Origin of the sequence: Mycobacterium alsense, assembly GCF_002086635.1 — a bacterium.
Lineage (GTDB): Bacteria > Actinomycetota > Actinomycetes > Mycobacteriales > Mycobacteriaceae > Mycobacterium > Mycobacterium alsense.
The window spans coordinates 21661-48483 of record NZ_MVHD01000045.1; the positions used below are offsets into that span (position 1 = coordinate 21661).

At 69.9% G+C, this 26823-nt stretch carries 25 protein-coding genes; 7 read left to right on the forward strand and 18 right to left on the reverse strand.

Features of this window, described 5'->3' with window-relative positions; genetic code table 11:
* The first annotated feature begins 47 nt into the window (after positions 1-47).
* Positions 48-656, forward strand: a complete 609-nt coding sequence (locus BST11_RS20670) for a TetR/AcrR family transcriptional regulator (RefSeq protein WP_083139850.1) — start codon at positions 48-50, stop codon at positions 654-656.
* Between the two features lie 14 nt (positions 657-670).
* On the opposite strand, the gene BST11_RS28980 is transcribed toward BST11_RS20670, so the two are convergent.
* The 9 genes from BST11_RS28980 to BST11_RS20715 form a co-directional block, all read right to left on the reverse strand.
* Positions 671-2995 carry a PE family protein gene (locus tag BST11_RS28980; protein WP_083139851.1) on the reverse strand — a complete coding sequence of 775 codons (2325 nt, stop codon included), beginning with the start codon at positions 2993-2995 and terminating at the stop codon, positions 671-673.
* 222 nt (positions 2996-3217) lie between these two features.
* Positions 3218-4369 carry a PE family protein gene (locus tag BST11_RS20680; protein WP_083139853.1) on the reverse strand — a complete coding sequence of 384 codons (1152 nt, stop codon included), beginning with the start codon at positions 4367-4369 and terminating at the stop codon, positions 3218-3220.
* A gap of 148 nt (positions 4370-4517) precedes the next feature.
* Positions 4518-6425: an ABC transporter family substrate-binding protein gene (locus BST11_RS20685; protein WP_169834941.1), complete on the reverse strand. Its 1908-nt coding sequence runs from the start codon at positions 6423-6425 to the stop codon at positions 4518-4520.
* Between the two features lie 44 nt (positions 6426-6469).
* Positions 6470-8356: a translational GTPase TypA gene (gene typA / locus BST11_RS20690; protein WP_083139856.1), complete on the reverse strand. Its 1887-nt coding sequence runs from the start codon at positions 8354-8356 to the stop codon at positions 6470-6472.
* A gap of 52 nt (positions 8357-8408) precedes the next feature.
* Positions 8409-9140 (reverse strand): respiratory nitrate reductase subunit gamma, encoded by a 732-nt coding sequence (gene narI / locus BST11_RS20695; protein WP_083139857.1) that lies wholly within the window; start codon positions 9138-9140, stop codon positions 8409-8411.
* An 11-nt stretch (positions 9141-9151) separates the two neighbouring features.
* Complete coding sequence (gene narJ, locus BST11_RS20700; RefSeq protein ID WP_083139859.1) at positions 9152-9817, reverse strand: nitrate reductase molybdenum cofactor assembly chaperone; 666 nt, start codon at positions 9815-9817, stop codon at positions 9152-9154.
* Complete coding sequence (gene narH / locus BST11_RS20705) at positions 9814-11484, reverse strand: nitrate reductase subunit beta (RefSeq protein ID WP_083139860.1); 1671 nt, start codon at positions 11482-11484, stop codon at positions 9814-9816. Before narH ends, narJ begins: the two co-directional genes overlap by 4 nt.
* A 2-nt stretch (positions 11485-11486) precedes the next feature.
* A complete protein-coding gene (locus BST11_RS20710) occupies positions 11487-15194 on the reverse strand; it encodes a nitrate reductase subunit alpha (protein WP_083139862.1) in 3708 nt (1235 codons plus the stop codon).
* A gap of 344 nt (positions 15195-15538) precedes the next feature.
* Positions 15539-15931 carry a (deoxy)nucleoside triphosphate pyrophosphohydrolase gene (locus tag BST11_RS20715; RefSeq protein WP_083139863.1) on the reverse strand — a complete coding sequence of 131 codons (393 nt, stop codon included), beginning with the start codon at positions 15929-15931 and terminating at the stop codon, positions 15539-15541.
* 24 nt (positions 15932-15955) lie between these two features.
* On the opposite strand from BST11_RS20715, the gene BST11_RS20720 reads away from it, so the two are divergent.
* Entirely contained in the window at positions 15956-16240 is a 285-nt protein-coding gene (locus BST11_RS20720) for a 4a-hydroxytetrahydrobiopterin dehydratase (protein WP_083139865.1), read from the forward strand.
* Here the strand turns inward: BST11_RS20720 and BST11_RS20725 are convergent.
* The gene (locus BST11_RS20725) at positions 16237-17523 is read right to left on the reverse strand and encodes a mannosyltransferase (protein ID WP_083139866.1); all 1287 of its coding nucleotides are present in this window, start codon (positions 17521-17523) and stop codon (positions 16237-16239) included. The two genes, BST11_RS20720 and BST11_RS20725, sit on opposite strands and share 4 nt — an antisense overlap.
* 113 nt (positions 17524-17636) lie before the next feature.
* Here BST11_RS20725 and BST11_RS20730 point away from each other — a divergent pair, with 113 nt between their 5' ends.
* Entirely contained in the window at positions 17637-18236 is a 600-nt protein-coding gene (locus BST11_RS20730; protein WP_067315841.1) for a hypothetical protein, read from the forward strand.
* Positions 18220-19356 (forward strand): Rv1157c family protein, encoded by a 1137-nt coding sequence (locus BST11_RS20735; RefSeq protein ID WP_211284745.1) that lies wholly within the window; start codon positions 18220-18222, stop codon positions 19354-19356. Before BST11_RS20730 ends, BST11_RS20735 begins: the two co-directional genes overlap by 17 nt.
* A 27-nt stretch (positions 19357-19383) precedes the next feature.
* Here BST11_RS20735 and BST11_RS20740 read toward each other — a convergent pair whose 3' ends face one another.
* Both BST11_RS20740 and BST11_RS20745 read right to left on the reverse strand, forming a co-directional pair.
* Complete coding sequence (locus BST11_RS20740; RefSeq protein ID WP_067325215.1) at positions 19384-19530, reverse strand: DUF1059 domain-containing protein; 147 nt, start codon at positions 19528-19530, stop codon at positions 19384-19386.
* Positions 19527-20105 carry an HhH-GPD-type base excision DNA repair protein gene (locus tag BST11_RS20745; protein ID WP_083139880.1) on the reverse strand — a complete coding sequence of 193 codons (579 nt, stop codon included), beginning with the start codon at positions 20103-20105 and terminating at the stop codon, positions 19527-19529. Before BST11_RS20745 ends, BST11_RS20740 begins: the two co-directional genes overlap by 4 nt.
* Before the next feature lie 61 nt (positions 20106-20166).
* Between BST11_RS20745 and BST11_RS20750 the strand changes: the two genes are divergently transcribed.
* A complete protein-coding gene (locus BST11_RS20750) occupies positions 20167-20670 on the forward strand; it encodes a nuclear transport factor 2 family protein (RefSeq protein ID WP_083139881.1) in 504 nt (167 codons plus the stop codon).
* A 52-nt stretch (positions 20671-20722) separates the two neighbouring features.
* Here BST11_RS20750 and BST11_RS27675 read toward each other — a convergent pair whose 3' ends face one another.
* Positions 20723-20899 (reverse strand): DUF5302 domain-containing protein, encoded by a 177-nt coding sequence (locus BST11_RS27675; RefSeq protein ID WP_158086812.1) that lies wholly within the window; start codon positions 20897-20899, stop codon positions 20723-20725.
* A gap of 43 nt (positions 20900-20942) precedes the next feature.
* Positions 20943-21386 (reverse strand): PPOX class F420-dependent oxidoreductase, encoded by a 444-nt coding sequence (locus tag BST11_RS20755; RefSeq protein WP_067325218.1) that lies wholly within the window; start codon positions 21384-21386, stop codon positions 20943-20945.
* A 32-nt stretch (positions 21387-21418) separates the two neighbouring features.
* Here BST11_RS20755 and BST11_RS20760 point away from each other — a divergent pair, with 32 nt between their 5' ends.
* Positions 21419-21952, forward strand: a complete 534-nt coding sequence (locus BST11_RS20760; protein WP_083139869.1) for a DUF1697 domain-containing protein — start codon at positions 21419-21421, stop codon at positions 21950-21952.
* 9 nt (positions 21953-21961) lie between these two features.
* On the opposite strand, the gene BST11_RS20765 is transcribed toward BST11_RS20760, so the two are convergent.
* Entirely contained in the window at positions 21962-22327 is a 366-nt protein-coding gene (locus BST11_RS20765) for an Rv1152 family transcriptional regulator (RefSeq protein ID WP_067325224.1), read from the reverse strand.
* 37 nt (positions 22328-22364) lie between these two features.
* Between BST11_RS20765 and BST11_RS20770 the strand changes: the two genes are divergently transcribed.
* A complete protein-coding gene (locus BST11_RS20770; RefSeq protein WP_083139871.1) occupies positions 22365-23078 on the forward strand; it encodes an NAD-dependent deacylase in 714 nt (237 codons plus the stop codon).
* Positions 23079-23103: 25 nt separating this feature from the next.
* Here BST11_RS20770 and BST11_RS20775 read toward each other — a convergent pair whose 3' ends face one another.
* From BST11_RS20775 to BST11_RS20785, 3 genes are read right to left on the reverse strand one after another with little or no spacing between them, the layout of a single operon-like run.
* A complete protein-coding gene (locus tag BST11_RS20775) occupies positions 23104-23745 on the reverse strand; it encodes a class I SAM-dependent methyltransferase (RefSeq protein ID WP_083139872.1) in 642 nt (213 codons plus the stop codon).
* A complete protein-coding gene (locus BST11_RS20780; protein WP_083139874.1) occupies positions 23742-24449 on the reverse strand; it encodes a TetR/AcrR family transcriptional regulator in 708 nt (235 codons plus the stop codon). The genes BST11_RS20775 and BST11_RS20780 overlap by 4 nt, the downstream gene beginning before the upstream one ends.
* On the reverse strand, positions 24442-26793 hold the full coding sequence (locus BST11_RS20785) for an MMPL family transporter (RefSeq protein WP_083139875.1): 2352 nt from the start codon (positions 26791-26793) through the stop codon (positions 24442-24444). Before BST11_RS20785 ends, BST11_RS20780 begins: the two co-directional genes overlap by 8 nt.
* Positions 26794-26823 lie beyond the last annotated feature (30 nt).

Below are 26823 nucleotides of genomic sequence, written 5' to 3' on the forward strand. Positions count from 1 at the left end.
CACCATACCGCGCCGCCAATAGGAACGCGGGCGGCTACTATCGAGAAATGCCGCAGCTAGCCGAGGACCGCGCCAACGCCCGGAGCCGTCGCCGGGGCGAGGTGCTCGAGCGGGCGCTCTATGAGGCGACGCTGGCGGAATTGGCCGAAGTCGGGTACGGCGGGCTGACGATGGAGGGGATCGCGGCGCGCGCCCACACCGGCAAGGCGGCGCTGTACCGGCGCTGGTGCAGCAAGCACGATCTGGTGCACGCCGCCCTCGTCTACGCCCTGCCGCCGGTGCCCGAGCTGCGGTCCGGCCGCTCGGCCCGGGAGAACCTGCTGGCGGTGTTCGTCTCGCACCGCGACATCCTGGCGGGAAAGACCGCCTTCCCCGGCATGGTGATCATCCACCAGCTGCTGCACGAGCCGGAGATGCGCGCGATCTTCGCCGACGCGGTGGTGGGCCCGCGCCTCGAGATCGTCGAGTCGATCCTGCGGGCCGCGGTCGACGACGGCGACATCGACGCCGCCACTGTCACCCCGCTGACCGCGCGGGTCGGGCCGGCGTTGATCAACCACCACTTCCTGCTCACCGGCGAACCGCCGACCCGGCGGGAGCTGGAGCTGGTCGTCGACACCGTGATCCCGCCGCGACGGCGCGCGGCCGGCGGCTGATCTGCCGGGGTTTCTTAACCCATCACCACCGGCGGCGGGGTGCTGACCGATCCGGTGAACAGCCCGGCCAGGTCGGCGCCGAACGCCAGGCTCTGGTTGAAGATGCCCTCCAGGCCGCCGATGTTGCCCGCGTTGAAGACCTGCGCGGCGCTGCCGGTCAGGAACAGCGCGGGGACCTGCGTTCCGGTCAGCAGGGAGTTGACCGTCTGTTCCCCGGTGGATATGAACAGGTTGCCCACGTTGAAGAGCCGGTTGAGCGCCCCGTTGAGGGCGCTGTTGGTGCCGAACGTGCTCGTCTCCCAAGCGATCTCGCTGGCGAGCAGGTTCGTGTTGAAGTTCGTCTCGGCCGTGACCAGGTTGTTGACGAACGCGATCTGGCCCGACGCCAGCCCCTGCAGCCCGGCGATCGGCGCGGCCACCAGCGCCGCCCCCGTCGCGGGCAGTCCGGCGAACAGCGACCCGTTGAGGGCACCGGTGAGCGACGCCTGCAGGCCCAGGCCGTTGATGGCCGCACCCAGGGACGCCTGCAGCGAGCCGTTGCCGGTCAACGCGCCGACCACGCCCTCGACGACGTTGAGGTCCCACAGGAACTTGTCGTCGGCGGCGCCCAGGATGCCACCGAGCGCGCCGCCGCCGATGATGTTGGCGGGGTTGCCGACCAGGAGGCTCGCCAGGATGGCGCCGCCCGCGGGAAGCTGCGCCCCGAGCAGGCTGTCGAAGGTCACCTCGCCGGTGCCCAGCACCATGTTCCAGAAGTTGAAGAAGCTGTCCAGCGTGCCGCCGACGGCGCCGGTGCCGCCGAACAGGGCCGTCTCCAGCGCCGTCTCCTGGGCCACCAGGGCCGCGTTGAAGCCGAGCTCGTTGGTGATCAGGGCCGTGTTGAAGCCGAGCTCCATCGCCTGCAACTGCGCGAAGAAGGCGGCGGGTGAGGCCGCGGTGAACAACGCCTGGAACGGCGCCACCAGATTGGCCAGCAGCGTGGGCAGCCCCGAAAGCCCAAGGGCCAGACCGCCATTCAGCGCGGCGTTGAGCTGGGCGCTCAGGCCGGACAGTCCGGCGCTGATGCTGACGCCCAGGCTCGGGCTGAAGCCGAAGGCGCCGCCCAGGGCGGCCAGTGCGGCGTTCAGGTTGGCCGGCAGCGCGAAGCCGAAGCCGCCCGTCAGGCCGGGCAGGTTGCCGAACAGCGACGCGCCCGTCTGCAACAGACCGGACAGCCCGGCGCCCAGGCCCGACAGGCTGCCGCCGAAGCCGCCCGACAGCGCCGCGTTCAAAGCACCGTTGATCGCGCCGTTCAGCCCCGGCAGCCCGGCGCCCAGGCTGGTCACCAGCGCACCCCCGGTCTGCGCCAATCCCGACAGCCCGCTGTTGATGTCCGCCGCCAGCGTCGCGCCGAGCGGCCCCAGCCCCGCGAGGCTGCCGCCGATGTTGAAGCCGCCCGACAGCGCGGCGTTGATCGCGCCGCTCAGGCCCGACAGGCCCCCGCCCAGGCTGGCCTGCAGCCCCGGCAGCATGGCGGCGAAACCACCCGAAAGGGCGGGCAGCGCGGCGCTCAAACCCGTTGCCAGGCCGGCGATTCCGGCATTGAAGCTGTTTGACAGCGCCGCCCCGGTCTGCGCCAGCGCCGACAGCCCACCGTTGAAGTTCGCCGCCAGCGCCGCACCGAGCGGCGCCAACCCCGCGAGGCTGCCGCCCAGGCTGCCCGACAAAGCGGCATTGAGCGAACCGCCCAGCCCGGACAGCCCGCCGTTGAGGCTGGCCTGCAGGCCCGGCAGGGCGGCGTCGAAGCCGCCCGAAAGCCCGGACAGCCCGGTGCCGATGTTGGTCGCCAGCGCCCCGCCGGTCTGCGCCAGCGCCGACAGCCCGCCGTTGACCTGCGTCGCGATGGCCGAGCCGAGTGGCGCCAGCCCCAGCACGTTCGCACCGAAGCTGGCCGACACCGCGGCATTGAGCGAGGCGCCCAGCCCGGCGAGCTCGGCGCTCAGGGTCGCCCCCAGCGCCCCCAGCCCACCGCTGATGTCGATGGCGGCGGCGGGCAAGGCGTTCGCCAGGGTCTGCACGACGTTTACCTCGGCGGCGGCATACGTGCCGGCCCCCGCGGCCAAATTCTGCACGAACTGCTGGTGGAACACCGCCGCCTGCGCGCTGAGCTGTTGGTAGCCCGCCGCGTGCGAGGAAAACAGCGCCGCAATTTGCGCCGAAACCTCGTCGGCGGCGGCGGGCAGCACCCCCGTGGTCGCGGCGGCCGCCGCGGTGTTGGCCGACCCGATGAGGGAACCGATATTCGCCAAATTCGATGCCGCATCGGCGATTAGCTCCGGCCCCGCAATGAGAAACGACACTCTGACCTCCCCGGCTCAGCGCGAACTGAACGCAATCCCCCCCTTTGCCCATTGGGCGGGTTTCGCGATGGCCGAAGCGTATCGAAATGGCACGCTGAAAATGCCTATTTGCAATAACTAACGAATGCAAATAGTCGTTCCGATTAAACCGTGATTAATTCGTTACATTTCCATCGGGTTCGATGCCGAACCGGGGGCCTCGGATCCCCCGGCCGCCGGTTTTTACGCGCCGGTGAACAGGCCGGCCACGTCGGCAGCGAACGCCAGGCTCTGGTCGAAGGCCCCCACCAGCCCGGCGATCTGTCCGCCATTGAAGGTCTGCTGCCCGGTTCCCGTGAGCAGGCTCTGGTTGAAGGCCAGCTGCGGCGGCAGCGCACCCGTGAGGCCGTTGAAGGCCTGTTGGCCGGTGCCAACCAAGAGGTTGGCGACGTTGAAGGCGCGGTTGACCGTGCCGTTGAGCGCGGAATCGGTGCCGAAGATCGCCTTCTCCAGCCCCACCTCGTTGGTGAGCAACGTGTTGTTGAAGGCGAACTCGCTCTTGATCAGGTTGGTGTTGAAGTTGATCTGCGACGTCTCGAGCCCCTGCAGGAAATTGCCGGGCGCGCTCAGAATCGCCGCCTGGGTGGACGCGGGGAGCGCGCTCAGCAACGCCTGCCCGGGCGGGCTGCTCAGGACGAGACCGGCGAAGTCGGCGCCGACCACCAGGCTCTGATCGAAGGCGCCCAGCGGCCCGCCGATCGCGCCGCTGTTGAACACCTGCGCCGAGCTCCCCTGCAGCAGGCTGGAGGTGAAGTTCGTCGGAACCGGCGCGCCCACAATGGTGTTGAGCGTTTGCTGCGCCGTGCCCCACAGCAGGTTGCCGACGTTGAAGGTGCGGTTGACCACGCCGTTGAGCGCGCTATCGGTGCCGAAAATCGCACGCTCCAGCGCGACCTCGTTGGTGAGCAACGACTTGTTGAACGTGAGCTCGCTCGCGAGCAGGTTGGTGTTGAAGTTGATCTGGGCCGTCTCGATTTGCTGGAGCAGGCTGCCCGGCGTGTTCGCCGCGGCTTGGGCCGCCGCGGCGGGCGTCGACCCGGACAGGGTTTGCACGACATTGGCCTCGGCGTTGGCGTACGCGCTGGCGCTCGCCGCCATGGTCTGCACGAACTGCTCGTGGAACTGCGCGGCCTGCGCGCTGAGCGCCTGATACAGCTGGCCGTGCGCGCCGAACATCGCCGCGATTCCGGCCGACACCTCGTCGAGCGCGGCGGGCAATATCCCGGTCGTCGCGGCGGCCGCCGCGCCGTTGGCCGAGCCGATCGCCGAAGCGAGGTTCGTTAAGTCCGCGGTCGCCGCCGACACCAACTCCGGCGTCGCAATCAGAAACGACATCGTGCACCTCCGTGAGACGAATACGCCCGGTCGGTGAGGCTCCGCGTTCCGGGCTGCCGGGGACGAGCAGAGCCTATCGCCTCGACGGGGCGCAAACAGGCGTTTCGGAAATTGTTGTTTTCAGAAATTGACGCGGGTCGGCGAGCCTTTACGGGCCGGTCTTGGTCCACTGCCCGGCATCGCCCACGATGCCGACCGGCACCGCGCCCGAGAGGCTGACGTTCTGCACGCTCGGGCCGGCCGCGACGATGGTGGTGTCCTGCAGGATCGGCAACACCGTCGACATGTTCCACAGCCGCGGTTCGACCGCGGTGATCACGTCGTTGATGGGCTTGGTGCCGTTGAGGGCGGCGTCGATGTTCGACTGGATGCTGCGATCGCAGATGCCGGTGAGGTTCGACGGCGCCTGCACCAGCGCGCCGGGCTCGGGCGGGCGGCTGGGCGGCGTCGGGGTGGGCGTCACCGAGGACGCCGCGGTGCTGCCCGGCCCCGGCCCGGGGGGCGGCGAGGGCCCGCCGGCGCCGGGGGTACCGGGGGCCGAGGCGCTCGGGGTCGGCACCTGCGTGGACTGCAGGGCCGGGCAGCCGTAACGCGAGGCGAGCAGAGTCGCCAGGTTCCCGCCGGCCTGGTGCCAGCCGACGATCGCATCCACCCGGTTGTCGTTCAGCGCGTCGCGATACAGCGTCACCGGGTCCAGCGCCATCACGGTCGCGAGGATGCCGACGTTGCGCAGCTGGTCGGCGGCGGTGTTGGCCACCGCGACCGAGGTGGGGTCGTTCGCCGCCACCCCGATGACCAGTGACAGCTGCTGGCCGTCCTTGCTGATCCGGCCCCGGACCACCTCCGGCGGCCCGCTGGTCGGCGGGGTCGGCGCCGCCGACGTCGACGAGGTGGCCTCGATCTGATAGCCGGCCGCCGAGAGCAACGCCAGCGCCGCCGGCGTCGTCATCGCCGGGGGCGCGGTCGGCTCGTAGCCGGGGTCGCTGGGCGAGCGGATCTGGGCCTGGTCCAGCGTGACGGTGTTGTCGCTGCCGGCGCCCACGGCCGCCAGCAGGTCCACGTCCAGCAGCCCCAGGATCGCCTTGCGGACCTGCGTGTCGGCCAGCTTCGGCTCGTTGGCGCGCAGCGTGAGCTGCATGACCCGCGGCGTCACGATCCGTGCGGTCCGCACGTCCGGGATGGCCGACAGCTGCGCGAAGGCGGCCGAGCCGCCGTGCACCTGCGCCACCTGGGTGTCGCCGTTGCGCACGGAGTCGGCCAGCGCGGCCGGCGCCCCGGCCCGGCGGAACAGGATCAGGGCGGGCTTGGCGGGCGGGCCCCAGTAGCGGTCGTTGCGCGCGATCAGGATCTCGTCGCGCTGCGGATCGATGCCCTCCACGCGGAACTGCCCGCCGGTGACCGGCAGCGTGCGGGCCAGCCCGGCGGCGAAACCGCCGGGAACGTCCTTGACGATGTGCGCCGGCAGGATGTTGCTGAACAGCTCTTTCCAGGCCGGATACGGCTGCGCGAAGGTGACCACGGCCTGCTTGCCGCCCTCGAGCGATTGCACGCCGGTGATGAGGTCGTATCCGGCCGGGTCGACGACGCCCGGCTGGCTGACCATCTGCCGCCACAGGTACCAAAAGTCGTCGGCCGCGATCGGGGCGTTGTCGGTCCACTGCGCCTCGGGCCGGATCGTGTAGGTCACGGTGAACGGGTTCTGGCTGGTCACGTCCGCGGACACCAGCAGCGTCGGGTCCATCTCCCAGCGCGAGCCCGTCGGCGTGGTGGGGTCGGGCACCGGCCGAAACGCGCTGGGCAGCACCAGCGCGCTGATCGCCGCGTTCACCGGCGACAGGTCGGACAACAGGTGCGGGTTGAACCCGGGGCCGATCGAGTCGATGCCCATGATGATCTGGGTGGGCCGCTGCGGGGGCGGCGGGGAGTTGTGCGGGGTGTCGGTGCTTTGCGGCGCCGGCGGGGGTTTGACCGTGCACGCCGCCAGCGCGAGCACGACCAGCGAGACGACGGCGCCGGCCGTCATGAACGGTCGGCGGGCTCGTCGCGGCACGGACATCAGGGTATCGAGCGCCCGACCGGCGGCCCGGCTAACCACGGGCGCTAGCCCCGGGCCTTGGCCCGCGCCCGGCTGCGGGCCCGCGCGGTGGCGTCCAGCTCGACTTTGCGGACCCGCACGATCTCGGGCGTCACCTCGACGCATTCGTCGGGCGCGCAGAACTCCATGGCTTGTTCGAGGTCGAGTTCCAGCGGCTTGGACAACGTCTCCATCACGTCGGCCGTCGACGACCGCATGTTGGTCAGCTTCTTCTCACGGGTGACATTGATGTCGAGATCCTCCGGGCGCGGGTTGATCCCGACGACCATGCCCTCGTAGGTGTCCTGGCCCGGCTCGACGAAGAACTGGCCGCGATCGGCGAGCTGCAGCAGCGCGAACGGGGTGATGGTTCCCGACCGGTCGGACACCAGCGAGCCGGTGTGGCGGGCCCGGATCTCCCCCGCCCACGGCTTGTAGCCGTCGAACACCGCATGCCCGACGCCGGTGCCGCGGGTCTCGGTGAGAAAGTCTGTGCGCCAACCGATCAGGCCGCGGCTGGGGACCACGAAGTCCATCCGCACCCAGCCGGTGGTGTGGTTGGCCATGTCGACCATGCGTCCCTTGCGGGCGGCCATCAGCTGGGTAACCGCGCCGACGAATTCCTCCGGGCAGTCGATGGTCATCGCCTCGAACGGCTCGCACAGCCTGCCGTCGACGGTCTTGGTCACCACCTGCGGCTTTCCCACGGTCAGTTCGAAGCCCTCCCGGCGCATCTGCTCGACCAGCACGGCCAGGGCCAACTCGCCGCGGCCCTGTACCTCCCAGGCATCGGGTGCGCCGATGTCGACGACACGGATCGACACGTTGCCCACCAGTTCGGTGTCCAGCCGGCTGCGCACCATCCGGGCGGTGAGCTTGTGGCCGGGCACCTTGCCCGCCAGCGGCGAGGTGTTGGTGCCGATCGTCACCGAGATCGCCGGCTCGTCCACGGTAATCCTCGGCAGGGCAACGGGATTCGCGAGATCGGCCAGCGTGTCGCCGATCATGATCTCCGGGATGCCGGCCACGGCGACGATGTCGCCGGCGATGGCCTCGTCGGTCGGCGTGCGCTCCACGCCTTCGGTGGCCAGCAACTCGGTGATCTTGGCCGTCGCCGTCGTCTCCTGGCCGTCCACTTCGCGGATCCAGGCGACCTGCTGGCCCTTGCGGATGCGCCCGTTGTAGATGCGGATCAGCGCCAGCCGGCCCAGGAAGGCCGACGCGTCGAGGTTGGTGACCAGCGCCTGCAGCGGCGCCTCCGGGTCGCCCTTGGGCGGCGGCACGTGCTCCTCGAGGACCTCGAACAGCGGGTCCAGGTTGGTACCGTCCGGCACCTGGCCGTCGGGCGGCTGGGTGGTGCTGGCCACCCCGGCGCGCCCGGAGGCGTACAACGTCGGCAGGCCCAGCGCCTGCTCGGCCGCGGCGGCCGCTTCGTCGTCGAGATCCGAGGCCACGTCGAGCAACAGGTCGTGGCTGTCCTCCACCACCTCGGCGATGCGGGCGTCGGGGCGGTCGGTCTTGTTGACGACAAGGATCACCGGAAGGTGGGCGGCCAGCGCCTTGCGCAGCACGAACCGCGTCTGCGGCAACGGGCCCTCCGAGGCGTCGACCAGCAGCAGCACCCCGTCCACCATGGACAGACCGCGCTCCACCTCGCCGCCGAAGTCGGCGTGCCCGGGCGTGTCGATCACGTTGATCACGGTGACCGTGCCATCCGGGTGGTGGCGGTGGACGGCGGTGTTCTTGGCCAGGATGGTGATGCCCTTTTCCCGCTCCAGGTCGCCGGTGTCCATCACGCGTTCCTGCACCTCGCCGCGCTCGTGCAGGGCGCCGGATTGCCGCAGCATCGCGTCGACCAGGGTGGTTTTCCCGTGGTCGACGTGGGCGACGATGGCGACGTTGCGGAATGGCACGTCGGAGATTCTGGCAGCCGGGCGCGTCAGATGGCGAACCGGACCACCGGCGCTACCAGCCGCGGCGGCGCGGCGCCGTGCCGATCAATTCGGGGGTGTCGGCCACGTCGCGGCTGCGATACACGATGTAGGGCCGGAACAGATAGGCGATCGGGGCGCTGAACGCGTGCACCAACCGCGTGAATGGCCACAGCGCGAACAGCGCGAGCGCGATGAACACGTGGATCTGGTAGTAGAACGCGGCGTGGGCCATCAGGTCCCCGCGCGGGTCGAGGATCCAGATCGACCGGAACCAGACCGACACCTTCTGCCGGTAGTCGTGCAGCTCCCCGAAGTGGGTGGCGCCGGCCAGGGTGCAGCACATCCCGGCGACCAGGGCGCACACCAGCACGAAGTACATCAGCTTGTCGTTGCGGGTGGTGGACAGGTAGACGGGTCCGTAGGCGCGGCGCCGGTAGACCAGCAGCCCGATGCCGATCAGCGTGGCGAACCCGGCGGGCACGCCGAGCAGCAGCGCCTGCAGGTGATAGATGTGATCGCTCATGCCGATGTCCCGGGTCAGCCACTCCGGGACGAACAGGCCCATGATGTGGCCCAAGATGACCGCGAGGCTGCCGAAGTGAAACATCGGGCTGCCGATCGACAGCAGCTTCGACTCGTAGATCTGTGACGACCGGGTGGTCCAGCCGAACTTGTCGTAGCGGTAGCGCCACCAGGTGCCGACGGCCGCGGCCGCCAGAACGGCGTAAGGGATGTCGTCCCAGAAGATCTCGAGCAGCTTCATGTGAACCAACGTCAGGCCCCCTTGGTGCGCTTCGGCGGGACGGTCAGGGTAAACGGTTGCAGCCCAACGGCTTCGGTGGGAGGCCCGGCCTTCGCGAGCCGTTCGGCTCGGCGCACGTCCTGGTCGGTGGCCGCCGGCAGCGTCGCGCAGACGGCCGCGACGGTGTGTTCGTAGGGCGAGCCGGCATCGGCCAGCGCGCCCCGCAGCACGTCGATCGGAATCCGGTGCTCGGCCAGCAGGCGGCGCCCCGCCTCGGGGTCGACGGTCGCGGCGAATTCCAGCACGACGGGCAGGTGGTCAGGCGCCTCGGAGCGCGGCGGTTCGACGCCGGCGGCGCGGTAGGCGGTCGCGAACGTCAGCATCTCCCGGCCGCGGTTGCGGGTGTCCCCGGCGGTCCAGTAGGTCAGGTACATGGTGTTGCGCCGGCGCATGTCGAAGGTCTCGACGTAGTCCATCTCGGCGGCCATCGGTTCGAGGGAGCGCAGGGCCGCAACCGTGCGGCCGAGCAGCGCGGCCGCCGGGCCGTCGAGGTGTCCCAGCAGCTCCTCGACGGTGTCCAGCCGGTCGGCGAATCCCCCGTCGGGGTAGGCCAGCAGCAGCGACGCAGCCTGCCACACCAGCCGGTCCTGCATGGTGCGGTCGCGCGCACGGCCGCGCACCTGTCGCGGCAGCCTCATCCGCCGGCCTCCGGAAACAGGCCCGCGGGCGTGCCGTTACCGTCCCAGGTGAGCAGGTTCACCCGGGAGCGGCCGCCCCCGCGGGAGCGCTCGGCGACGTCGCCGCCGGTGGCGGCCTCACCGCGCTGACGCTGTTGTTTGAGGACGTGGAAGGTCTCCACGGCAACCGGCACCGGGGCGCCGCTTCCCTCGCCGAACGGGCCCGATTCGTACATCCCCGGGCCGCCTTCGCCCGACAGCGAGCACCCCATCTCCTCCAGATCTTTGGCCTGGGGGCTGAAGGCGGTCGGAATGACGTACCGCTCTTCGTATTTCGCGATCGCGAGGAGCCGGTACATCTCGTAGATCTCTTCCTCGGTCATCCCGACGGCGTGCGGGATGTGGGGCTGGGTCTCCCGCCCGAGGTTGATGTCGCGCATGTAGGAGCGCATCGCCGCAAGCCGCCGCAACACGCCCTCGACGACCGTGGTGTCGCCGGCGGTGAACAATTCCGCCAGGTATTGCATGGGGATCCGCAGCACGTCCAGCGCGCCGAAGAGGTTGCCCAGGTCCTCGCCGTCGTGCCCGTCGCGGCTGACCGCGTCGACCACCGGCGACAGCGGCGGGATGTACCAGACCATCGGCATGGTCCGGTACTCCGGGTGCAACGGCAGCGCCACCTTGTACTTGTTGATCAGCGCGTATATCGGCGAGCGCTGCGCGGCCTCGATCCACTCGTCGGTGATCCCCTCGGCACGTGCGGCCGCGATCACCTCGGGGGCACTGGGGTCCAACAGAATCCGGCGCTGCGCCTCGTAAAGGTCGGTGTCGCGTTCCACCGACGCCGCCTCGAGCACCCGGTCGGCGTCGTAGAGCACCAGCCCGAGGTAACGCAGCCGGCCCACGCACGTCTCCGAGCAGATCGTCGGCAGGCCCACCTCGATCCGCGGGTAGCACAGCGTGCACTTCTCGGCCTTGCCGGTCTTGTGGTTGAAATACACCTTCTTGTAGGGACATCCGGAAACGCACATCCGCCAGCCACGGCAGCGGTCCTGGTCGACCAGCACGATGCCGTCCTCGCTGCGCTTGTACATCGCGCCCGACGGGCACGAGGCCACACACGAGGGGTTGAGGCAGTGCTCGCAGATCCGGGGCAGGTAGAACATGAAGGTCTCTTCGAGCTTGAGCCTGATCTCGTCGTTGACCTTCTTCAAAATCGGGTCACCGGATAGGATTTCGGGCGACCCGGCCAGGTTGTCGTCCCAGTTAGGTCCCCAGGAGACTTTCATCGGCTTGCCGGTGATCAGGCTGCGCGGGGCGGCCGTCGGGAAGGTGTCGCCCGCGGGCGCCGTGGTCAGATTCTCGTAGTCGTAGGTCCACGGCTCGTAGTACTCGTCGAGGGTGGGCAGCTTCGGGTTGGCGAAGATCCGCAGCAGCTTGCTGAGGCGGCCCCCATCGCGCAGCCGCAGCCGGCCCTTCTTGTCGCGGATCCACCCGCCGCGCCAGCGCTCCTGGTCCTCGTAGGTACGCGGATAGCCTTGTCCCGGACGCGTTTCGACGTTGTTGAACCACACGTACTCGGTGCCGCTGCGGTTGGTCCACGCCTGTTTGCAGGTGACCGAGCAGGTGTGGCAGCCGATGCACTTGTCGAGGTTCATCACCATCGCCATCTGCGCCATTACTTTCATCGCTAGTACTGCACCTCCTGGCTGCGACGGCGCACGACGGTCACCTCGTCGCGCTGGTTGCCGGTGGGCCCGAGGTAGTTGAAGGCGAACGCGTGCTGGCCGTAGCCGCCGGCCAGGTGGCTGGGCTTGATGCGCACCCGGGTCAGCGCGTTGTGGTTGCCGCCGCGCTTGTTGTTGGTCTCGGTGCGGGGGGTATCCACGGTGCGTTCCTGGACGTGGTAGACGAATACCACGCCATCGGGCATCCGGTGCGACACGATCGCCCGGCACACATAGATCCCGTTGGCGTTCACCGCCTCGACCCAGTCGTTATCGCGCACTTTGATTTTCGCGGCGTCGCCGGGGCTCATCCACATCGTCGGGCCGCCCCGCGACAGCGACAGCATGTACAGGTTGTCCTGGTAGGTGGAGTGGAACGACCACTTCGAGTGCGGGGTGAGATACCGCACGGTGAGCCCGATGCCGTCGTCCGTCGGACCGAGCTCGGGTTGGCCGAACAGCCGCGTCATGTCCAGTGGCGGCCGGAACACCGGCAGGTGCTCGCCGAGTTCCTCGACCCAGTCGTGGGCCAGGTAGAAGTGCATCCGACCGGTGAGCGTGTGGAACGGCTTGAGGTGTTCGATGTTGATGGTGAACGGCGCGTACCGGCGCCCGCCGGTTTCGCTGCCCGACCATTCCGGGCTGGTGATCACCGGGACTGGGCGCGCCTGGGTGTCTGCGTAGGTGATGCGGCGCTCCTCGCTGCCCTCGGCCAGGTGCGCCAGCCGCTGGCCCGTGCGCTTCTCCAGCTCCCGGAAGCCCTCGACGGCCAGCCGGCCGTTGGTGGTGCCCGACAGCAGCAGCAGCACGTCGGCCATCCGCTGCGCGGTGGTGATGGCCGGACGGCCGGCGGCCACACCGGAACTCAGCACGCCGAACCTGGCGGCCAGCTCCTCGACCTCCCGGAACGGATGCACCGTGATGCCCTTGGTGGTCACCCCGAACTGATCGACGAGGGGGCCCAGCGTCAGCCACTTGTCGTAGATCGCGGTGTAATCGCGTTCCACCACGGTCAGTTTGCCCATCGTGTGCCCCGGGACCGGGGTGGCGCCGTTGCGCAGCCAGTCCCTCTCGATGCCGTCGGGATAGGCCATCGCGTCCGGGGTATCGTGCTGCAGCGCGGTGAGCACCACGTCGCTGCGGGTGCCCAGATGGCGCTTGGCCATCGCGCTGAACGCGCGGGCGATGGCACCGAAAGCGTCGAAGTCCGAACGGGTTTCCCACGGCGGATCGGTGGCGGCGCTGAACGCGTGCACGTAGGGATGCATGTCGGTGCTGGACAGGTCTGCCTTCTCGTACCAGGTGGCCGCCGGCAGCACGACGTCCGACACCAGCGTCGTCGAGGTCATCCGGAAGTCGATCGACATCATCAAATCGAGCTTGCCCTCGGGGATCTCGCCGTCGCACACCACGTCGACCGGCCGCACGCCGTCTTCCGGCGGCTGCGCCGTCGCGTTGGAATCGGTGCCCAGCAGATGGCGCAGGAAGTACTCGCCGCCCTTGCCCGACGAGCCGATCAGGTTGGCCCGCCACACGGTCAGCACCCGTGGCCAGTTGACCGGGTTGTCGGGGTCGGTCACGGCGAGCTTGAGCTTGCGCTGGGCGAGCTGGTCGGCGACGTACTCGGCGACGTCGCGATCGGCGCCGCGCGCCGCGTCGGCGAGTTCCAGGCTGGACCGGTCGAACTGCGGATAGAACGGGCTCCATCCCATCGCCACCGCCGAGGCCAACACGTCCATGGTGTGCTTGCCCGAGAATCTGCCGCGGCCCACCGGGCTGCTCAGCTTGTCGGCGCCGTACCCGTCGTAGCGCCACTGGTCGGTATGGGCGTACCAGTACGAGGCGCCGGGCACCTGCCGCGGCGGTCGCGACCAGTCGGTGGCCATCGCCATGGTCTGAAACCCGGTGAGCGGCCGCACCTTCTCCTGGCCGACGTAGTGCGCCCATCCCCCGCCGTTGCGGCCCATCGACCCGGTCAGCATCAGCAGCGCGAGCACCGCGCGGTAGATCGCGTCGGCGTGGAACCAGTGGCAGATGCCGCCGCCCATGATGATCATCGAGCGGCCGCCGGATTCGTCGGCGCTGCGGGCGAATTCCCTGGCGACGCGGATCGCCTGCGCGGCCGAGACGCCGGTGATCGGTTCCTGCCAGGCCGGGGTGTTCTGGTGCGTCGCGTCGTCGTAGCCGGTGGGCCATTCGCCCGGCAGCCCGGGGCGTGCCACCGCGTACTGGGCGAGCATCAGGTCGAATACCGTGCACACCAGGTGTTTACCGAATCGGCGCACAGGCACGCCCCGTGCGATCGTGCAGCCTTCGCCGTTGACGGTGTCGAAGCTGGGCAGGTGCACGAGCGCGGGGCCGGGGTCACTATCGTCACCGTCGCCGGCGGGGGCATCGGCGACGCTCAGCGCCGGCAGCACGTCGCCGAGATCCAGGTTCCACTTGCCGACGCCGTCCTCGCCGTACCGGAATCCGAGCGAACCGTGAGGCACCACAACGGAATTCGTCGCCTCGTCGAGCACCGCCGGCTTCAACGCGGCGTTTTCGACGGCCCCGCCGATATCGGCGGCCGTCAGGTGTTTGCCCGGCACCAGCATGTCGCCGCGCTGCTCCAGCTTGATCAGGAACGGCAGGTCGGTGTAGCGGCGCGCGAAGTCGGCGAAGAACGGGACCCGTTTCTGCACATAGCATTCCGAAAGAATCACGTGGCCCATGGCCATCGCCAGCGCACCGTCCGTCCCGGCGGCGCACGGCATCCACTCGTCGGCGAACTTGGTGTTGTCGGCGTAGTCGGGGCTGACGGTCACCACCTTGGTGCCGCGGTAGCGGGCTTCCGCCATCCAGTGCGCGTCGGGGGTCCGGGTGATCGGCACGTTGGAGCCCCACATCATCAGATACGCCGCGTCCCACCAGTCCCCCGACTCCGGCACGTCGGTCTGGTCGCCGAACACCTGCGGCGACGCCACCGGCAGGTCGGCGTACCAGTCGTAGAACGACGTCATCGCGCCGCCGATCAGCTCGTAAAAGCGCGAGCCGGCGGTGTAGGAGACCATCGACATCGCCGGGATCGGGGAGAAGCCCGCGACCCGGTCCGGGCCGTAGGTCTTGATGGTGTGCACGTGCGCGGCCGCGATCAGTTCGGTGGCCTCGGCCCAGGCGATCCGCACCAGCCCGCCCTTGCCGCGCGCCCGCTGGTAGCGGCGCCTGCGTTCGGGGTCGGCCTGGATGTCGGCCCACGCCAGCACGGGGTCGCCGAGCCGCGCCTTGGCCTCGCGGAACATCTCGACCAGCACGCCGCGGGCGTAGGGATAGCGCACCCGGGTGGGCGAGTAGCTGTACCACGAGAACGACGCGCCGCGCGGGCAGCCGCGCGGCTCGTACTCGGGCCGGTCGGGGCCCACCGATGGGTAGTCGGTCTGCTGGGTCTCCCAGGTGATGATCCCGTCCTTGACGTAGATCTTCCACGAGCAGGACCCCGTGCAGTTGACCCCGTGGGTGGAGCGGACCACTTTGTCGTGGCTCCACCGGTCGCGGTAGAAGACGTCGCCCTCCCGGCCGCCCCGCCGGGTGACGGTGCGCAGGTCGTCGGAGATCTCGCCCGGGGTGAAGAATCGCCCGGTGCGCTCTAGTAACTCCTCGAGCGGTCCACCGATATGAGGTGTGACGGTCAAGGGGTGACCCTCCTAGTCGCTGGCTGGTGTCGGGCGGTCCCTGGCTCGGTCCGCACGCGCGACAGCGCACCAGCATAGGTAGCCGGCAGGGCGCCCGCCAGCCGTGCCGGGCGGCTCCTGTTGGCGCAGCTTCGCGCCGTCAACCTGGGCTTTTTCGCGGGCACGCCGCGACCCGGTGTGTCAGCCGTGACCACACCGTCGCAAACAACCGTCGGGATCGCTACCGGCATGCTGATCGAGGTTAGGGGGACTTTTTGGGTTATTACCTTTCGATTTCACGCGTGTCAGCTGCCACAGCGCTGTAAGTTCACTGAAGGAGAGCTGTGGACCGGATATGAGGTCGCTCACAGCGTTCCGGCAAGGTCCTCCAGCCAGCCGCGATCGGCCGGCACCCAGTCGACGTCGTGCAGTTCCGCGGCGGTCACCCAGCGCAGCGACTGGTGGTCGTGCGGGTGCGGCCTGCCCCGCAACAGCCGCACCCGATACGCCCGCAGCGTCGTCGTGCCGTTCAGTTCGATGTCGGCGCCGAGCCGGTCGCCGACCGCGATGTCGCCGATCGCCAGGCCCAGCTCCTCGGTCAGCTCCCGGGCCAGCGCGTCGCGCTCGGTCTCACCGGGGGCGACCTTGCCGCCGGGGAGTTCCCAGCGCCCGGCCAGCTCCGGCGGCCGGGCGCGCTGCGCCACCAGGAGCCTGGAGCCGGAGATGACCGCGGCGGCGACGACGATCTGGGTCGGCATGCCAGGACGGTATACGGTCGGGATATGGCTGTATTAACGGATGAGCAAGTGGACGCCGCACTGCCCGAACTCAACGGATGGGAACATTCCGGCGGCGCCATTCGCCGCTCGGTCAAGTTTCCCAGCTTCCTCGACGGCATCGACGCGGTGCGCCGGGTGGCCGAGCACGCGGAGAGCAAGGACCATCACCCGGACATCGACATTCGCTGGCGGACGGTCACTTTCGCGCTCGTCACGCATTCCGAGGGCGGGATCACCCAAAACGACATCGACATGGCGCGCGACATCGACGGGATCGTCGGAAACTAGCCGTCCGACCCGGCCCGACGGGCCGCGTCGCCCGTGGCCGCGATCCAGATCAGCGTCGCCACCGCGGCCACGATGTAGACGAGTCCTGCCCACGCCAGGTACCACGGCCGGCCGACCTGCCAGATGGTCGGCTGGGCGAAGCTCAGCAGCCAGGGCACGCCGACAAGGGTGAGCGCCAGCCAGCCCCAGCCCACGACCCTCGCGCCCGGCCGCTCGCGCGGCGGCCCGTGGATGGCCCAGATCATCAGCGGCACCAGCCACACCCAGTGGTGGCTCCACGAGATCGGCGACAGCAGCAGCCCGAACAGCTCGACCACCAGCAGCCTGCCCAGCCGGTCGGAGGGCTCCAGCGCCCGCCAGGCCAGGAAGGCCAGCACCGCAGTGACCGCGATCGCGGCCAGCACCAGCGGGCCGAAGCCCGCGTCGTGGCCGAGGATCCGGGAGATGCCGCCCCGCCAGGATTGGTTGAACGACGTGCCGATCGGCCCGACCCGGCGCGCGTCACCCAGCAGCTCGGTGAAGTAGTAGCGCGCCTGGTCGCCCACGATCAGGGCCGACACGGCGACGGTGGCGGCGAAGACGGCGGCCGAAAACGCCGCCGCGGCCCAGCGCCGAGCGCCGACCAGGTAGACGCCGGCGATGGCCGGGGTCAGCTTGATGCCGGCCGCGACGCCGACCAGCAGCCCCGCCAACCACCACCGGGTGGTGTAGACGCCCCACAGCACCGCCACCATGAGCAGGACGTTGACCTGCCCGTAGTCGAACGTGCTGCGCAGCGGCTCGATCCAGATGGTGACCGCCGTCCACGCCATCGCCGCGCGCCGACCGGCGCCGGCGGGGACGCCGATCAGGCGCTGGCCGATCCGGATCGCGCCGTACAACGCGGCCATGGTCGCCAGCTGCCAACCGAAGGCGACCAGCCCGAACGGCAGTAGGTGCAGCGGGTAGAAGACGACGGCCGCGAACGGCGGATAGGTGAACGGCAGCGGGAAGTCCGGCGTCTGGTCGGCGTAGGCGTAGCTGTACAGGGTGCCGGGATGGTCGAGGGCCGCGGCGCCGCCGAGGTAGACGTGCAGGTCGACGAAGTTGGCGCCGTTGGGCGCCAGGTAGGTCCAGGCGAGCCGGGCGGCGACGCTGACCAGCAACAGCACCGGCGCGGCCGCCTGCAGCGGGCCCGCCAGCCGCCGCGTCAGGTGTGCCGCCGGGGCGGCCGTCGTGTCGGTGGTGGTGTCTATCCGCCCGACTTTAGCGATCGCGCCGCGCGCGGTGGGGCGTCCGGTCACCGCCCTCACTCGTATCGGTAACGATCGAATAAATGCCACACGTGTCACTTGAGTCACACCAGCATCAAAGTAGCTTCGGCGGCGGGACCAGTCATCGACAACCAGGGAGAGTCATGCCAACCATCTGGACTTACTTGCGCGCAACCGCCGTCCTCGTCGGTTCGTCCGCAGCCTTACTGACGGGCGGTATCGCCCACGCGGACCCGGCGCCGGCGCCGGCGCCCTTGCCCAACATCCCGCAGCAGCTGATCAGCTCGGCGGCCAACGCGCCGCAAATCCTGCAGAACCTCGCCACCGCGCTCGGGGCCACCCCGCCGGCGGCGCCGGCCTCGCCCGGCGTCACCTTCCCGGGGCTGCCGGCGGCGGCCTCACCGGTGTCGTCCCCGTCGCCGATCTCGGCGATTCCGGGGCTCACCTCGCCCGCCGTGCCCGCGGCCCCGGCCGCTCCGACGATTCCGGGGCTGCCGGCCATTCCCGGGTTGTCGGCGCCGGCGGCCCCCGCGGCCCCGGCGGCTCCCCAGCTCCCGCAGGCGAGGGTGAACATGCCGGCGCTGCCGTCCGGGATGCCCGTCAACGTGCCCGCGCAAATGACGCTTCCGCAGGACCTCTCGTCGTTGGCCACGGGTCAGGCCCCGGCCGCACCGGCCGCCCCGGCGCCGGCCGCACCGGCGCTTCCCAACCCGATGTCCCCGCTGCTTGCGGCCATCCCCTGAGCGGCCCCTTAGACAGCTAACCCACTACCCAGGACCGGAGGACACCGTGGGAAACACTTGGAACCTGTCTAAAGGTGTGGCCGCTGTCGTCACCGCGTCGGCTGCCGCGTTCGGGTTCTGCCCGAGCGCGGCGGCCGACCCGGCGGCACCGCAGCCGGCGCCGCAACCCGCCGCCGCCCAGCAGCTACCGGGCCTGCCGGCCCTGTCGCAGCTGAGCCCGATCATCCAGCAGGCGGCCAGCAATCCCGGGCAGGCGACACAGCTGCTCATGGCCGCCGCCCAGGCCTTCGCCCACAACCCGGCGGCGCCGGGCGAATCCAGGAACGTCGCGGCGTCGGTGAACCAGTTCGTGCAGGAGCCCGGCGCGCCGGTGCCCGGCGCACCGGTGCCGGCGGCCGACACCGCCCCGGCGCAGCACGTGCCGCCGGCGGGCATCGAACCGGGGCTGCAGTCGCACCTGCCGCCGGGAATCGATCCGACTCACGCCGTGGGTCCCGGGCCCGCGACGGCACCGCCCGCCGCTCCCGCGCCGGCTCCGGCGGCGGCACCCGCCGCGGCCGCTCCGGCCCCGGCCGCCGCCCCGGCGCCGGCCCCCGCACCCGACGCCGCTCCCGGCCCGGCGCCGGCACCCGACGCCGCTCCCGCCCCGGCACCGGCTCCGGCCCCCGCACCCGACGCCGCTCCCGCCGCGGCGCCCGGCCTGGGGCCCGACGCCCCGCCCACGCAGGACTTCATGTACCCGTCCATCGGCACCAATTGCCTTGCGGACGGCAGTAGTTCGATCGCCACCGCGCTGTCGGTCGCGGGGCCGGCCAAGATCCCGACGCCCGGCCCCGGGCCCGGCCAGACCGCCTACGTGTTCACCGCGGTCGGCACGCCGGGACCCGCCGAGGTGCAGAAGCTGCCGCTGAACGTCACCTGGGTCAACCTGACCACGGGCAAGTCGGGCACGGCCACGCTCAAGCCGCGCACCGACATCAACGGCGACGGGCCGACGACGCTGACGGCGATCGTCGACACCGGCTCGGGCAGCATCATGTCGACGATCTTCGGGCAGGTCACCACCAAGGAAAAGCAGTGCCAGTTCATGCCCACCATCGGCTCGACGGTGGTGCCCTAGCCGGGTGCCGCCGCCGGGCGGGTGTCGCTAGTACGCCATGAACAGGATGGCGTCGCGGTCGTACTCGAGGCCCGGATGGTCCTTGGCCAGGTGAGCCTGGGTCAGCTCGACCAGCTCGTCCTCATCCTTGCCGACGATGGCTTCGCCGCACGGACACGTCAGGTGTGTCTTCACGTTGCCGCCTTTCCCTTCGCTGCCTTCATCTGCTTCTTGTACGACCGCACCTGGCCGAGCGAACGGTCGTCGACGATGTCCGCAACGGACAGGTGCGTGCCGGCCTTGCCGAACTCTCCGGCCGCCTCCCGCCAGCCCTTCGGTGTCACGCCGTACTGCTTGCCGAGCAACGCCAGAAAGATCTTCGCCTTCTGCTCGCCGAAGCCGGGCAGCCCCTTGAGCCGCCGCAGCAGCTCCTTCCCGTCGGGCTCACCCGCCGTCCACAACCCCGCGGCCCTACCGTCGTAGCGGTCGGTGATGATCTGCGCCAGGGCCTGGATGCGCTTGGCCATCGATCCTGGGAAGCGATGCACCGCGGGCCTTTCCGAGCACAGCGCGGCGAACTTGTCGGGGTCGTAGCCGGCGATCTCGCCGGCGTCCAGAGAACCCATGCGGTCCGCGATCTTCTTCGGCCCCGCGAAGGCGGTCTCGAACGGCACCTGTTGGTCCAGCAGCATCCCGATCAGCAGGGCGAAGGGATCGTCGTCCAGCAGTGCGTCGGCGGCCGGATCCTGGGCGAGCTGCAGTCTGGGCACCCGCACAGCATAACCACCGGGTTAATGTGGCCGGGTGGTGGACGAAGCCAAGGTGTCACTGATGCTGGCCCGCGACGAACTGCATCAGCTCGTCGCCGCCTATTGCCGCGCCGTCGACCGCGCTGACTACGGGGCGCTCCGGGACCTGTACCACCCCGACGCGACCGACTCGCACGGCTCGTTCTCGGCGGGCGGCGTGGAGAATTTCATCGCGCAACTGCAGGCCGCGGAACCGTATGTGCGTGTCTCGCAACACAACATCACCACAACGAACTTCGCGATCGACGGCGACACCGCCCGGGGCGAGATCTACTGCCTGGTTTTTCACACCTTCGCGGGCCCCGAACACGACGTGGACGTCATCATCGGCGGCCGGTACCTGGACGCCTACACCAAACACGACGGCCGCTGGAAGTTCAGTCGGCGCACCATCGTGGCGGACTGGGCATACCAGAACGACCCGTCCCGGGTGAACTTCGAGCACCCCAGCACCCGGGGCAGCCTGCGCGGCAAGCCCGGCCAGGCCGACCCTTCGATCGACCTGTTCGCGCCGGACCGGGGCTGATCACCGATCGGTCGGAATCGGCTGCGCTGCAACGGTTTCGAAATTGCTCGCCTTAGCCGCTCTTGCGGCGGAATTCGCGGCGACTCTCCACCGGGCCGTGCGCGCGCCCGTGCTTGTCGCCGGCGTCCTTGTGGTCGGACGCGCCCGCAGACTTGGCCCTCTTGCGATCGAGGGCTTCGCGGAACTTGCGCTTCGTCGCGTCCCCGTCTTGGGATTTCGATCCGGCCATGACAGCAGCCTAGCCTGCGTGGCCGCGCGTGGCTTGCGGTTTTTCAGCGCTTGCCCGGCGGCATGCCGTAGACGTGTGAGATCCGCAGCGTCATCAGCACCCGCCGGTCGGTGACCATCGCCTGGCGGTACTCGTCCCAGTCGGGGTGCTCACCGGCGATGTTGCGGTACAAGGCGATCAGCCCCTCGACGGTGTCGTCGTCGGGCGCGGCCGCCGGGGGCGTCAGCTCGGCGGTGCCCTCGGCGACGGCGTACGACCACCCGTCGTCGGCGTCCACCAGGATCGACGCCCGCGGGTCCCGGCGCAGGTTGCGGGTCTTGGCCCGCGGCTCGGTGATCGATACCCGCACCACCAGCTCGCGCGGGTCGAAGTGGTAGCTCACGTTCGACAGTTGGGGACGCCCGTCGCGCTTGATGGTCGCCAGCACCCCCATGGAGTTCCCGCTGATCACGGCCAACAGCTTGTCGTCGAAGACCTGGCGTCCCATGCCGAAAGCCTACGTCGTGGTGGAATCGGACCATGACCGGATACGCAGCGTTCCTGCGCGGCGTCAACGTCGGCGGCGTCAACCTGAAGATGGCCGAGGTGGCGGCCGCGTTGACCGGCGCCGGGTTCGCCAGTGTGCGCACGATCTTGGCCAGCGGCAACGTGCTGCTGGAGTCGTCGGCGGGGGCGGCTGGGGCTGCTGAGGTGCGCCGGAGGGCCGAGGCCGCGCTGCGCGAGCGGTTCGGCTACGACGCGTGGGTGCTGGTCTACGACCTTGAAACCGTGCGCGCCGTCGTCGACGCCTACCCCTTCGAGCGCGAGGTCGAGGGGTATCAGTCGTACGTCACCTTCGTCGCCGACCCGGGCGTGCTCGACGAGCTCGCCGGGCTCAAGGGCGGCGCCGACGAGAAGATCCGCCGCGGCCCCGATCCACTAGGCGTCGTCTATTGGCAGGTCCGCAAGGGCGCCACGCTGGACAGCACGATCGGCAAGACGATGGGCAAGCCGCGCTACAAGTCCTCGACGACGACCCGCAACCTACGCACGTTGGACAAAGTGCTGCGGTGATTCGGCGGCTCAGTCGTCGGGCACGTTGGTCAGGTAGCGCATCGCGTCGGACTTGGTCAGGCCCAACGCCTTAGCGACCTCGACGTACTCCTTGGCGGCGGCCGCCATCGCCGCGTCGGTCGGGTCGAAGCGGGAGATGAAAGTGCCGAAGCGCCCACGCGTTTCGACGATCGCCGCCGACTCCAGCTCGCGGTAGGCCCGGGCCACGGTGTTCGCGGCGACGCCCAGCTGGCCGGCCAGGTCGCGCACCGTCGGGAGGCGGCTGCCCGGCGGCAGGGCGCCGCTGCGGACCCCGTCGATGACCTGGGTCCTGAGCTGGTCGAACAGCGGTTTGCCCGCCTTCACGTCGACCCGTAACCAATCCCGCAGCTCCACGGGTCCAGTATCGCGCACGCGAGGCTATGTTGGTGGGATGCGAGTAACGGTGCTCAGCGGCGCGGGGATCTCCGCGGAGAGCGGCGTGCCGACGTTCCGTGACGACAAGAACGGGTTGTGGGCGCGTTTCGATCCCTACGAGCTGTCCAGCATCCAGGGGTGGCGCAACAATCCCGAGCGCGTGTGGGGCTGGTATCTGTGGCGCCACTACCTCGTCGCCGACGTCGAGCCCAACGCCGGGCACCGCGCGATCGCCGCCTGGCAGGACCACGCCGAGGTCACCGTCGTCACCCAGAACGTCGACGACCTGCACGAGCGTGCCGGCAGCGTCCCGGTGCACCACCTGCACGGCAGCCTGTTCGAATTCCGTTGTGAGCGTTGCGATAAGCCCTACACCGAGACGCTTCCCGTGATGACCGAACCGGCGCTGGAGGTGGAGCCCCCGGTGTGCCGCTGCGGCGGGCTGATCAGGCCCGACATCGTCTGGTTCGGCGAGGCGCTGCCCGACGAGCCGTGGCAGAAGTCGGTCGCGGCCACACAGGCCGCCGACGTGATGGTGGTGGTGGGCACGTCGGCGATCGTCTATCCGGCGGCCGGCCTGCCGGATCTGGCGCTGGCCCGCGGCGCGGTGGTCGTCGAGGTCAATCCCGAGCCGACGCCGCTTACCTCCAGCGCCACGATCAGCATCCGCGAGAGCGCGAGCCACGCGTTGCCCGAGCTGCTGCAACGGCTGCCCGCCCTGCTGGGGTAGCCGCACCGCCTCACCGCGCGAACCGTTAGGCCCGGGTGGCCCGCCCCAGCGCCAGCTCCGACACCGGCAACGGCGCCCACGCCGGCAACGTCCATTCCCGCCGCGACGTGTGCACCTCGAACCCGGCGTCGGCGATCGCGCGCTCCGTGTCCCGATGGGTGTGGCAGTTGCCGAACAACCTCGGCCACAACGTCGCGTCGGCCAGCCGCTGCAGCCTCCCCCGCGCGCCGGCGCTCGCTACGTGCTCGAGGTAGCGCAGCTGCCCGCCCGGCTTCAGCAGCGAATGCACCCGCCGCAGCACGCCGGCCGCGTCGCGCACCGAGCACAACACCAGCGAGCACACCGCCGCGTCGAACGGCTCGCCGTCGCTGAACACCTCCGCGGTCTCCGCCTTGACGACGACGGGCACGGGCGCATCGGCGGCCGCGGCGCGGGCGTGCGCCGCCAGCCGCGGCTCCGGCTCGACCGCGACCACCTGGGAGACCGACCGCGGGTAGTTGGCGAAGTTCGTCCCGACGCCCGCGCCGATCTCGAGCACCCGGCCCGACAGGCCGGCCAGGTTCTCCCGGCGCAGGGCCCGCACCGCCTCGGTCTCGTGGGCGGCGACGATGGGCCACACGCGCGCGAAGAAGGGGTGGTCGACCGTGGACCCCGCCGCCGGCGTCACGTCCGCGACGCCTCAGACGGGCGATGCGCCACCACCCACGCCGCCAACTTCCGCGGGGTGGCCTCCCGGCCGCAATACCCGAGCACCAATTGCCCGCAGAACACCGACGACAGCACCCGGTCGACGAATGCCTCGGTGTCGCCGAAAGGCAAGTGCGGCTTGGCGATCAACATGGCCGCCACACCGTGGGCCGCACTCCACAGTTCCAACGCGACGGTGGTGGGGTCGTCGGGCCGGTACGTGCCGTCGTCCATCAGCTTCTGCACGGTGGCGCGAATGTGCTTGAACGCCGAGCTGTTCAGCGTCGTGTCGACGCTGCTTCCCCAGCGCCACTCCCCCATCATGGCGATGCGATACAACTCCGGGGTCTCGACCGCGAACCGGACATAGGCGCGCGCCTGGGCGCGCAGCACCTCGACCGGCGAGGCGTATTCGGCTGCCAGCCGCCGCATCTCCGGGTCGAGCTTTTCGAAGTACCGCGCGCACACCGCGTCCATCAGCGCGTCCTTGTCGGCGAAGTGCAGATAGATCGATGGCGGTGTGACGCCGACACGCTGTGCCACCGAACGGATGGACACCGACCGGGCGCTCCCCGTCTCCAGCAGCAGTTCGGTGGTCGCGTCGAGGATCTCGTCGCGCAGCCGCTCGCCGGTCCCGCGGCGCGCCCTGACGCGGCGGAGGCCGTCGACCGAGACGTCAACCAATGTGGGTCACCGATTCTTTGACCGGGCGCCCGTTGTGCCGCACCGGCTGAGGCCCCGTCTCCAGGGCAGGCCCCCCGATTCGTTCGTCGATGCCCTCGCTGATGCCGAAGCGCTCGTGCAGCCAGACCAAAGGCTTTGGCGCCCACCAGTTCCAGCGACCCATCACGTGCATGAATGCGGGCACCAGGACCATGCGCACCAGCGTCGCATCGGCGAACACGGCCACGGTTAGCCCGAGGCCGAACATGCGCATGAACGACACGTGCGCGGCGATCAGCGCGGCGAAGGACATCGACATCACCAACGCCGCGGCGGTGATCACCCGGCCGGTGCGGGCGACGCCGCGCGCGACGCTCTCGTCGTTGGCGGCATGCGCCTCCTTGGCGGTGGGCGTCGCCGGCCGGGCGGCCCCCGAGGCCAGCCAGTACTCCCGGATCCGCGAGAGCAGGAACACCTCGTAGTCCATCGAGAGTCCAAACGCGATGCAGAACAACAACACCGGCATGTTCGCCACCAGCGTCCCGCTCGGCGTCGTGCCCAACGCACCGAGGTGGCCGTCCTGGAAGATCCACACCAGCGCCCCGAACGCGGCGGTCAGCGACAACACGTTGCACACCAAGGCCTTGGCCGGCAGCAGCACGCTGCCGGTGAGCAGGAACAGCAGTGCGAACGTCACCGCGGCCATTAGCCCCAACACCAGCGGAAGCCGGTCGGTCACCGCATCGACGCTGTCGCGGTTGACCTGGGCCACGCCGGCCATCTCGACGGATCGGCCGGCCGGGCCGGCGACCTCGTGCAGCCGCTTCAGCTGCTCGTCGGAGGCCTTGGAGAACAGCGGCGCATCGCTGCTCACGGTCAGAAACGCGCTGCCCTCGGCCAATCCCGTTGCGGCGACCGGTGGTCCGGCCGGGTTGCCGTGCACGAAGGTCCCGCTCGGCGCCGACACGGCCGATACGTCGGGAACGCGGGACAGGTCGGCGGCATAGCGGTCGATGTCCACCATGCTCAGGTTGCGGGCATCGGGGATGACGATGGGCACCGCGGTCGCGGAGTCGTCGGCGAATCCGCTGCGCAGCCGGTCGCCAACCTCATGCGACGACGCGGACCGGGGCAGCACCCGGTCGTCCGGGAAGCCCCACTTGACCGAGAAGAACGGCAGCCCGAGCAACACCAGCAGCGCCAGCACGGACAGCCCGATCGGCGCCCAGCGGCGCATCACATATTTGCTGGATCGGTACCAGAACATCTCCTCCACCGGCTTGTGCACCGGATCGGGGCGCGTCCATCTCCCCAGCCACGTCCGGCGCAACAGCCGGCGCACGTTCAGCGCGTCCAGCTTCGGACCCAGCAGCACGATCGCGGCCGGGGTGATCACGATCGACGCGACCGCGACGAACGCCACGGAGGCCACCCCGGCGTAGGCGAACGACTTCAGGAAGTACATCGGGAACAGCGCCGTCGCCGACATCGACAGCGCCACGGTGACCGCGGAGAACAGGACGGTGCGACCCGAGGTGACCATCGTCCGGATCAGCGCCTCGTCGCGGTCGCCGCCCTCGGCCAACTCGTCGCGGTAGCGGCTGACGATCAGCAGGGTGTAGTCGATGGCCAACGCCAGGCTCAACGCGGTGCTCAGGTTGAGCGCGAAGATCGACACCTCGGTGGTGAAGGTGATGAGCCGCAACACCGTCATCGAGCCCACGACGGCCAGCGCGCCGAGGGTCATCGGCAACGCCGCCGCAAGCAGTCCCCCGAACACCCAGATCAGCACCAGGAAGCTGAGCGGGAGCGCGATCATCTCCATGACCAACAGGTCGTCCTGGTTCTGCTTGTTGATCTGGGCGTATTGCATCGCCGGGCCGCCGGCGCGGACGGTGACGCCGTCGGTGTCGTGCACGAATTCGTCGGCCAGGCTCTGGGCGTTCTTCTGCACGAAGTTTTCGCCGCCCTTGAGGTTCACCACCAGCAAGCCCGACTTGCCGTCGGTGCTGATCAGGTCCGCTGCGGCGCGCGGCGGCGCGGTCCAGGCCGAGGTCACGTTGTACACCACCGGCGATGCCTGCAGTTCGGAGACGAGGTCGGTGCCCACCTTGCGGGCCTGTGGGCTGTTGGCGCCCGCGGGCGACGTCACCATGATCACCATCTGCTGACCGCTCTGCCCGAACTTGTCGGCCAGGGTCTTGATGGCGCGGGCCGATTCGGAGTTGGGGTCCTGGAAGCCCCCGGGAGACAGGCTCTTGGCGACGGGGAGCCCGAAGACCGCTGCGGCGATGAAGATCAGTACCGCGACCGCGATGATGCGACGTGGCGCCCTAATGGCCAATCGAGCGATCGCTTGAAGCACTGTTCCCCGATCCTCCCCATCCCCCTAATC

Excerpts from the sequence above, each read along its gene's own strand:
- BST11_RS20670 (WP_083139850.1), top strand. The coding sequence starts at position 48 with ATGCCGCAGCTAGCCGAGGACCGCGCCAACGCCCGGAGCCGTCGCCGG.
- BST11_RS20680 (WP_083139853.1), bottom strand. The coding sequence starts at position 4,369 with ATGTCGTTTCTGATTGCGACGCCGGAGTTGGTGTCGGCGGCGACCGCG.
- BST11_RS20685 (WP_169834941.1), bottom strand. The coding sequence starts at position 6,425 with ATGTCCGTGCCGCGACGAGCCCGCCGACCGTTCATGACGGCCGGCGCC.
- narI (WP_083139857.1), bottom strand. The coding sequence starts at position 9,140 with ATGAAGCTGCTCGAGATCTTCTGGGACGACATCCCTTACGCCGTTCTG.
- narJ (WP_083139859.1), bottom strand. The coding sequence starts at position 9,817 with ATGAGGCTGCCGCGACAGGTGCGCGGCCGTGCGCGCGACCGCACCATG.
- narH (WP_083139860.1), bottom strand. The coding sequence starts at position 11,484 with ATGAAAGTAATGGCGCAGATGGCGATGGTGATGAACCTCGACAAGTGC.
- BST11_RS20715 (WP_083139863.1), bottom strand. The coding sequence starts at position 15,931 with ATGCCGACCCAGATCGTCGTCGCCGCCGCGGTCATCTCCGGCTCCAGG.
- BST11_RS20720 (WP_083139865.1), top strand. The coding sequence starts at position 15,956 with ATGGCTGTATTAACGGATGAGCAAGTGGACGCCGCACTGCCCGAACTC.
- BST11_RS20730 (WP_067315841.1), top strand. The coding sequence starts at position 17,637 with ATGCCAACCATCTGGACTTACTTGCGCGCAACCGCCGTCCTCGTCGGT.
- BST11_RS20750 (WP_083139881.1), top strand. The coding sequence starts at position 20,167 with ATGCTGGCCCGCGACGAACTGCATCAGCTCGTCGCCGCCTATTGCCGC.
- BST11_RS27675 (WP_158086812.1), bottom strand. The coding sequence starts at position 20,899 with ATGGCCGGATCGAAATCCCAAGACGGGGACGCGACGAAGCGCAAGTTC.
- BST11_RS20755 (WP_067325218.1), bottom strand. The coding sequence starts at position 21,386 with ATGGGACGCCAGGTCTTCGACGACAAGCTGTTGGCCGTGATCAGCGGG.
- BST11_RS20760 (WP_083139869.1), top strand. The coding sequence starts at position 21,419 with ATGACCGGATACGCAGCGTTCCTGCGCGGCGTCAACGTCGGCGGCGTC.
- BST11_RS20770 (WP_083139871.1), top strand. The coding sequence starts at position 22,365 with ATGCGAGTAACGGTGCTCAGCGGCGCGGGGATCTCCGCGGAGAGCGGC.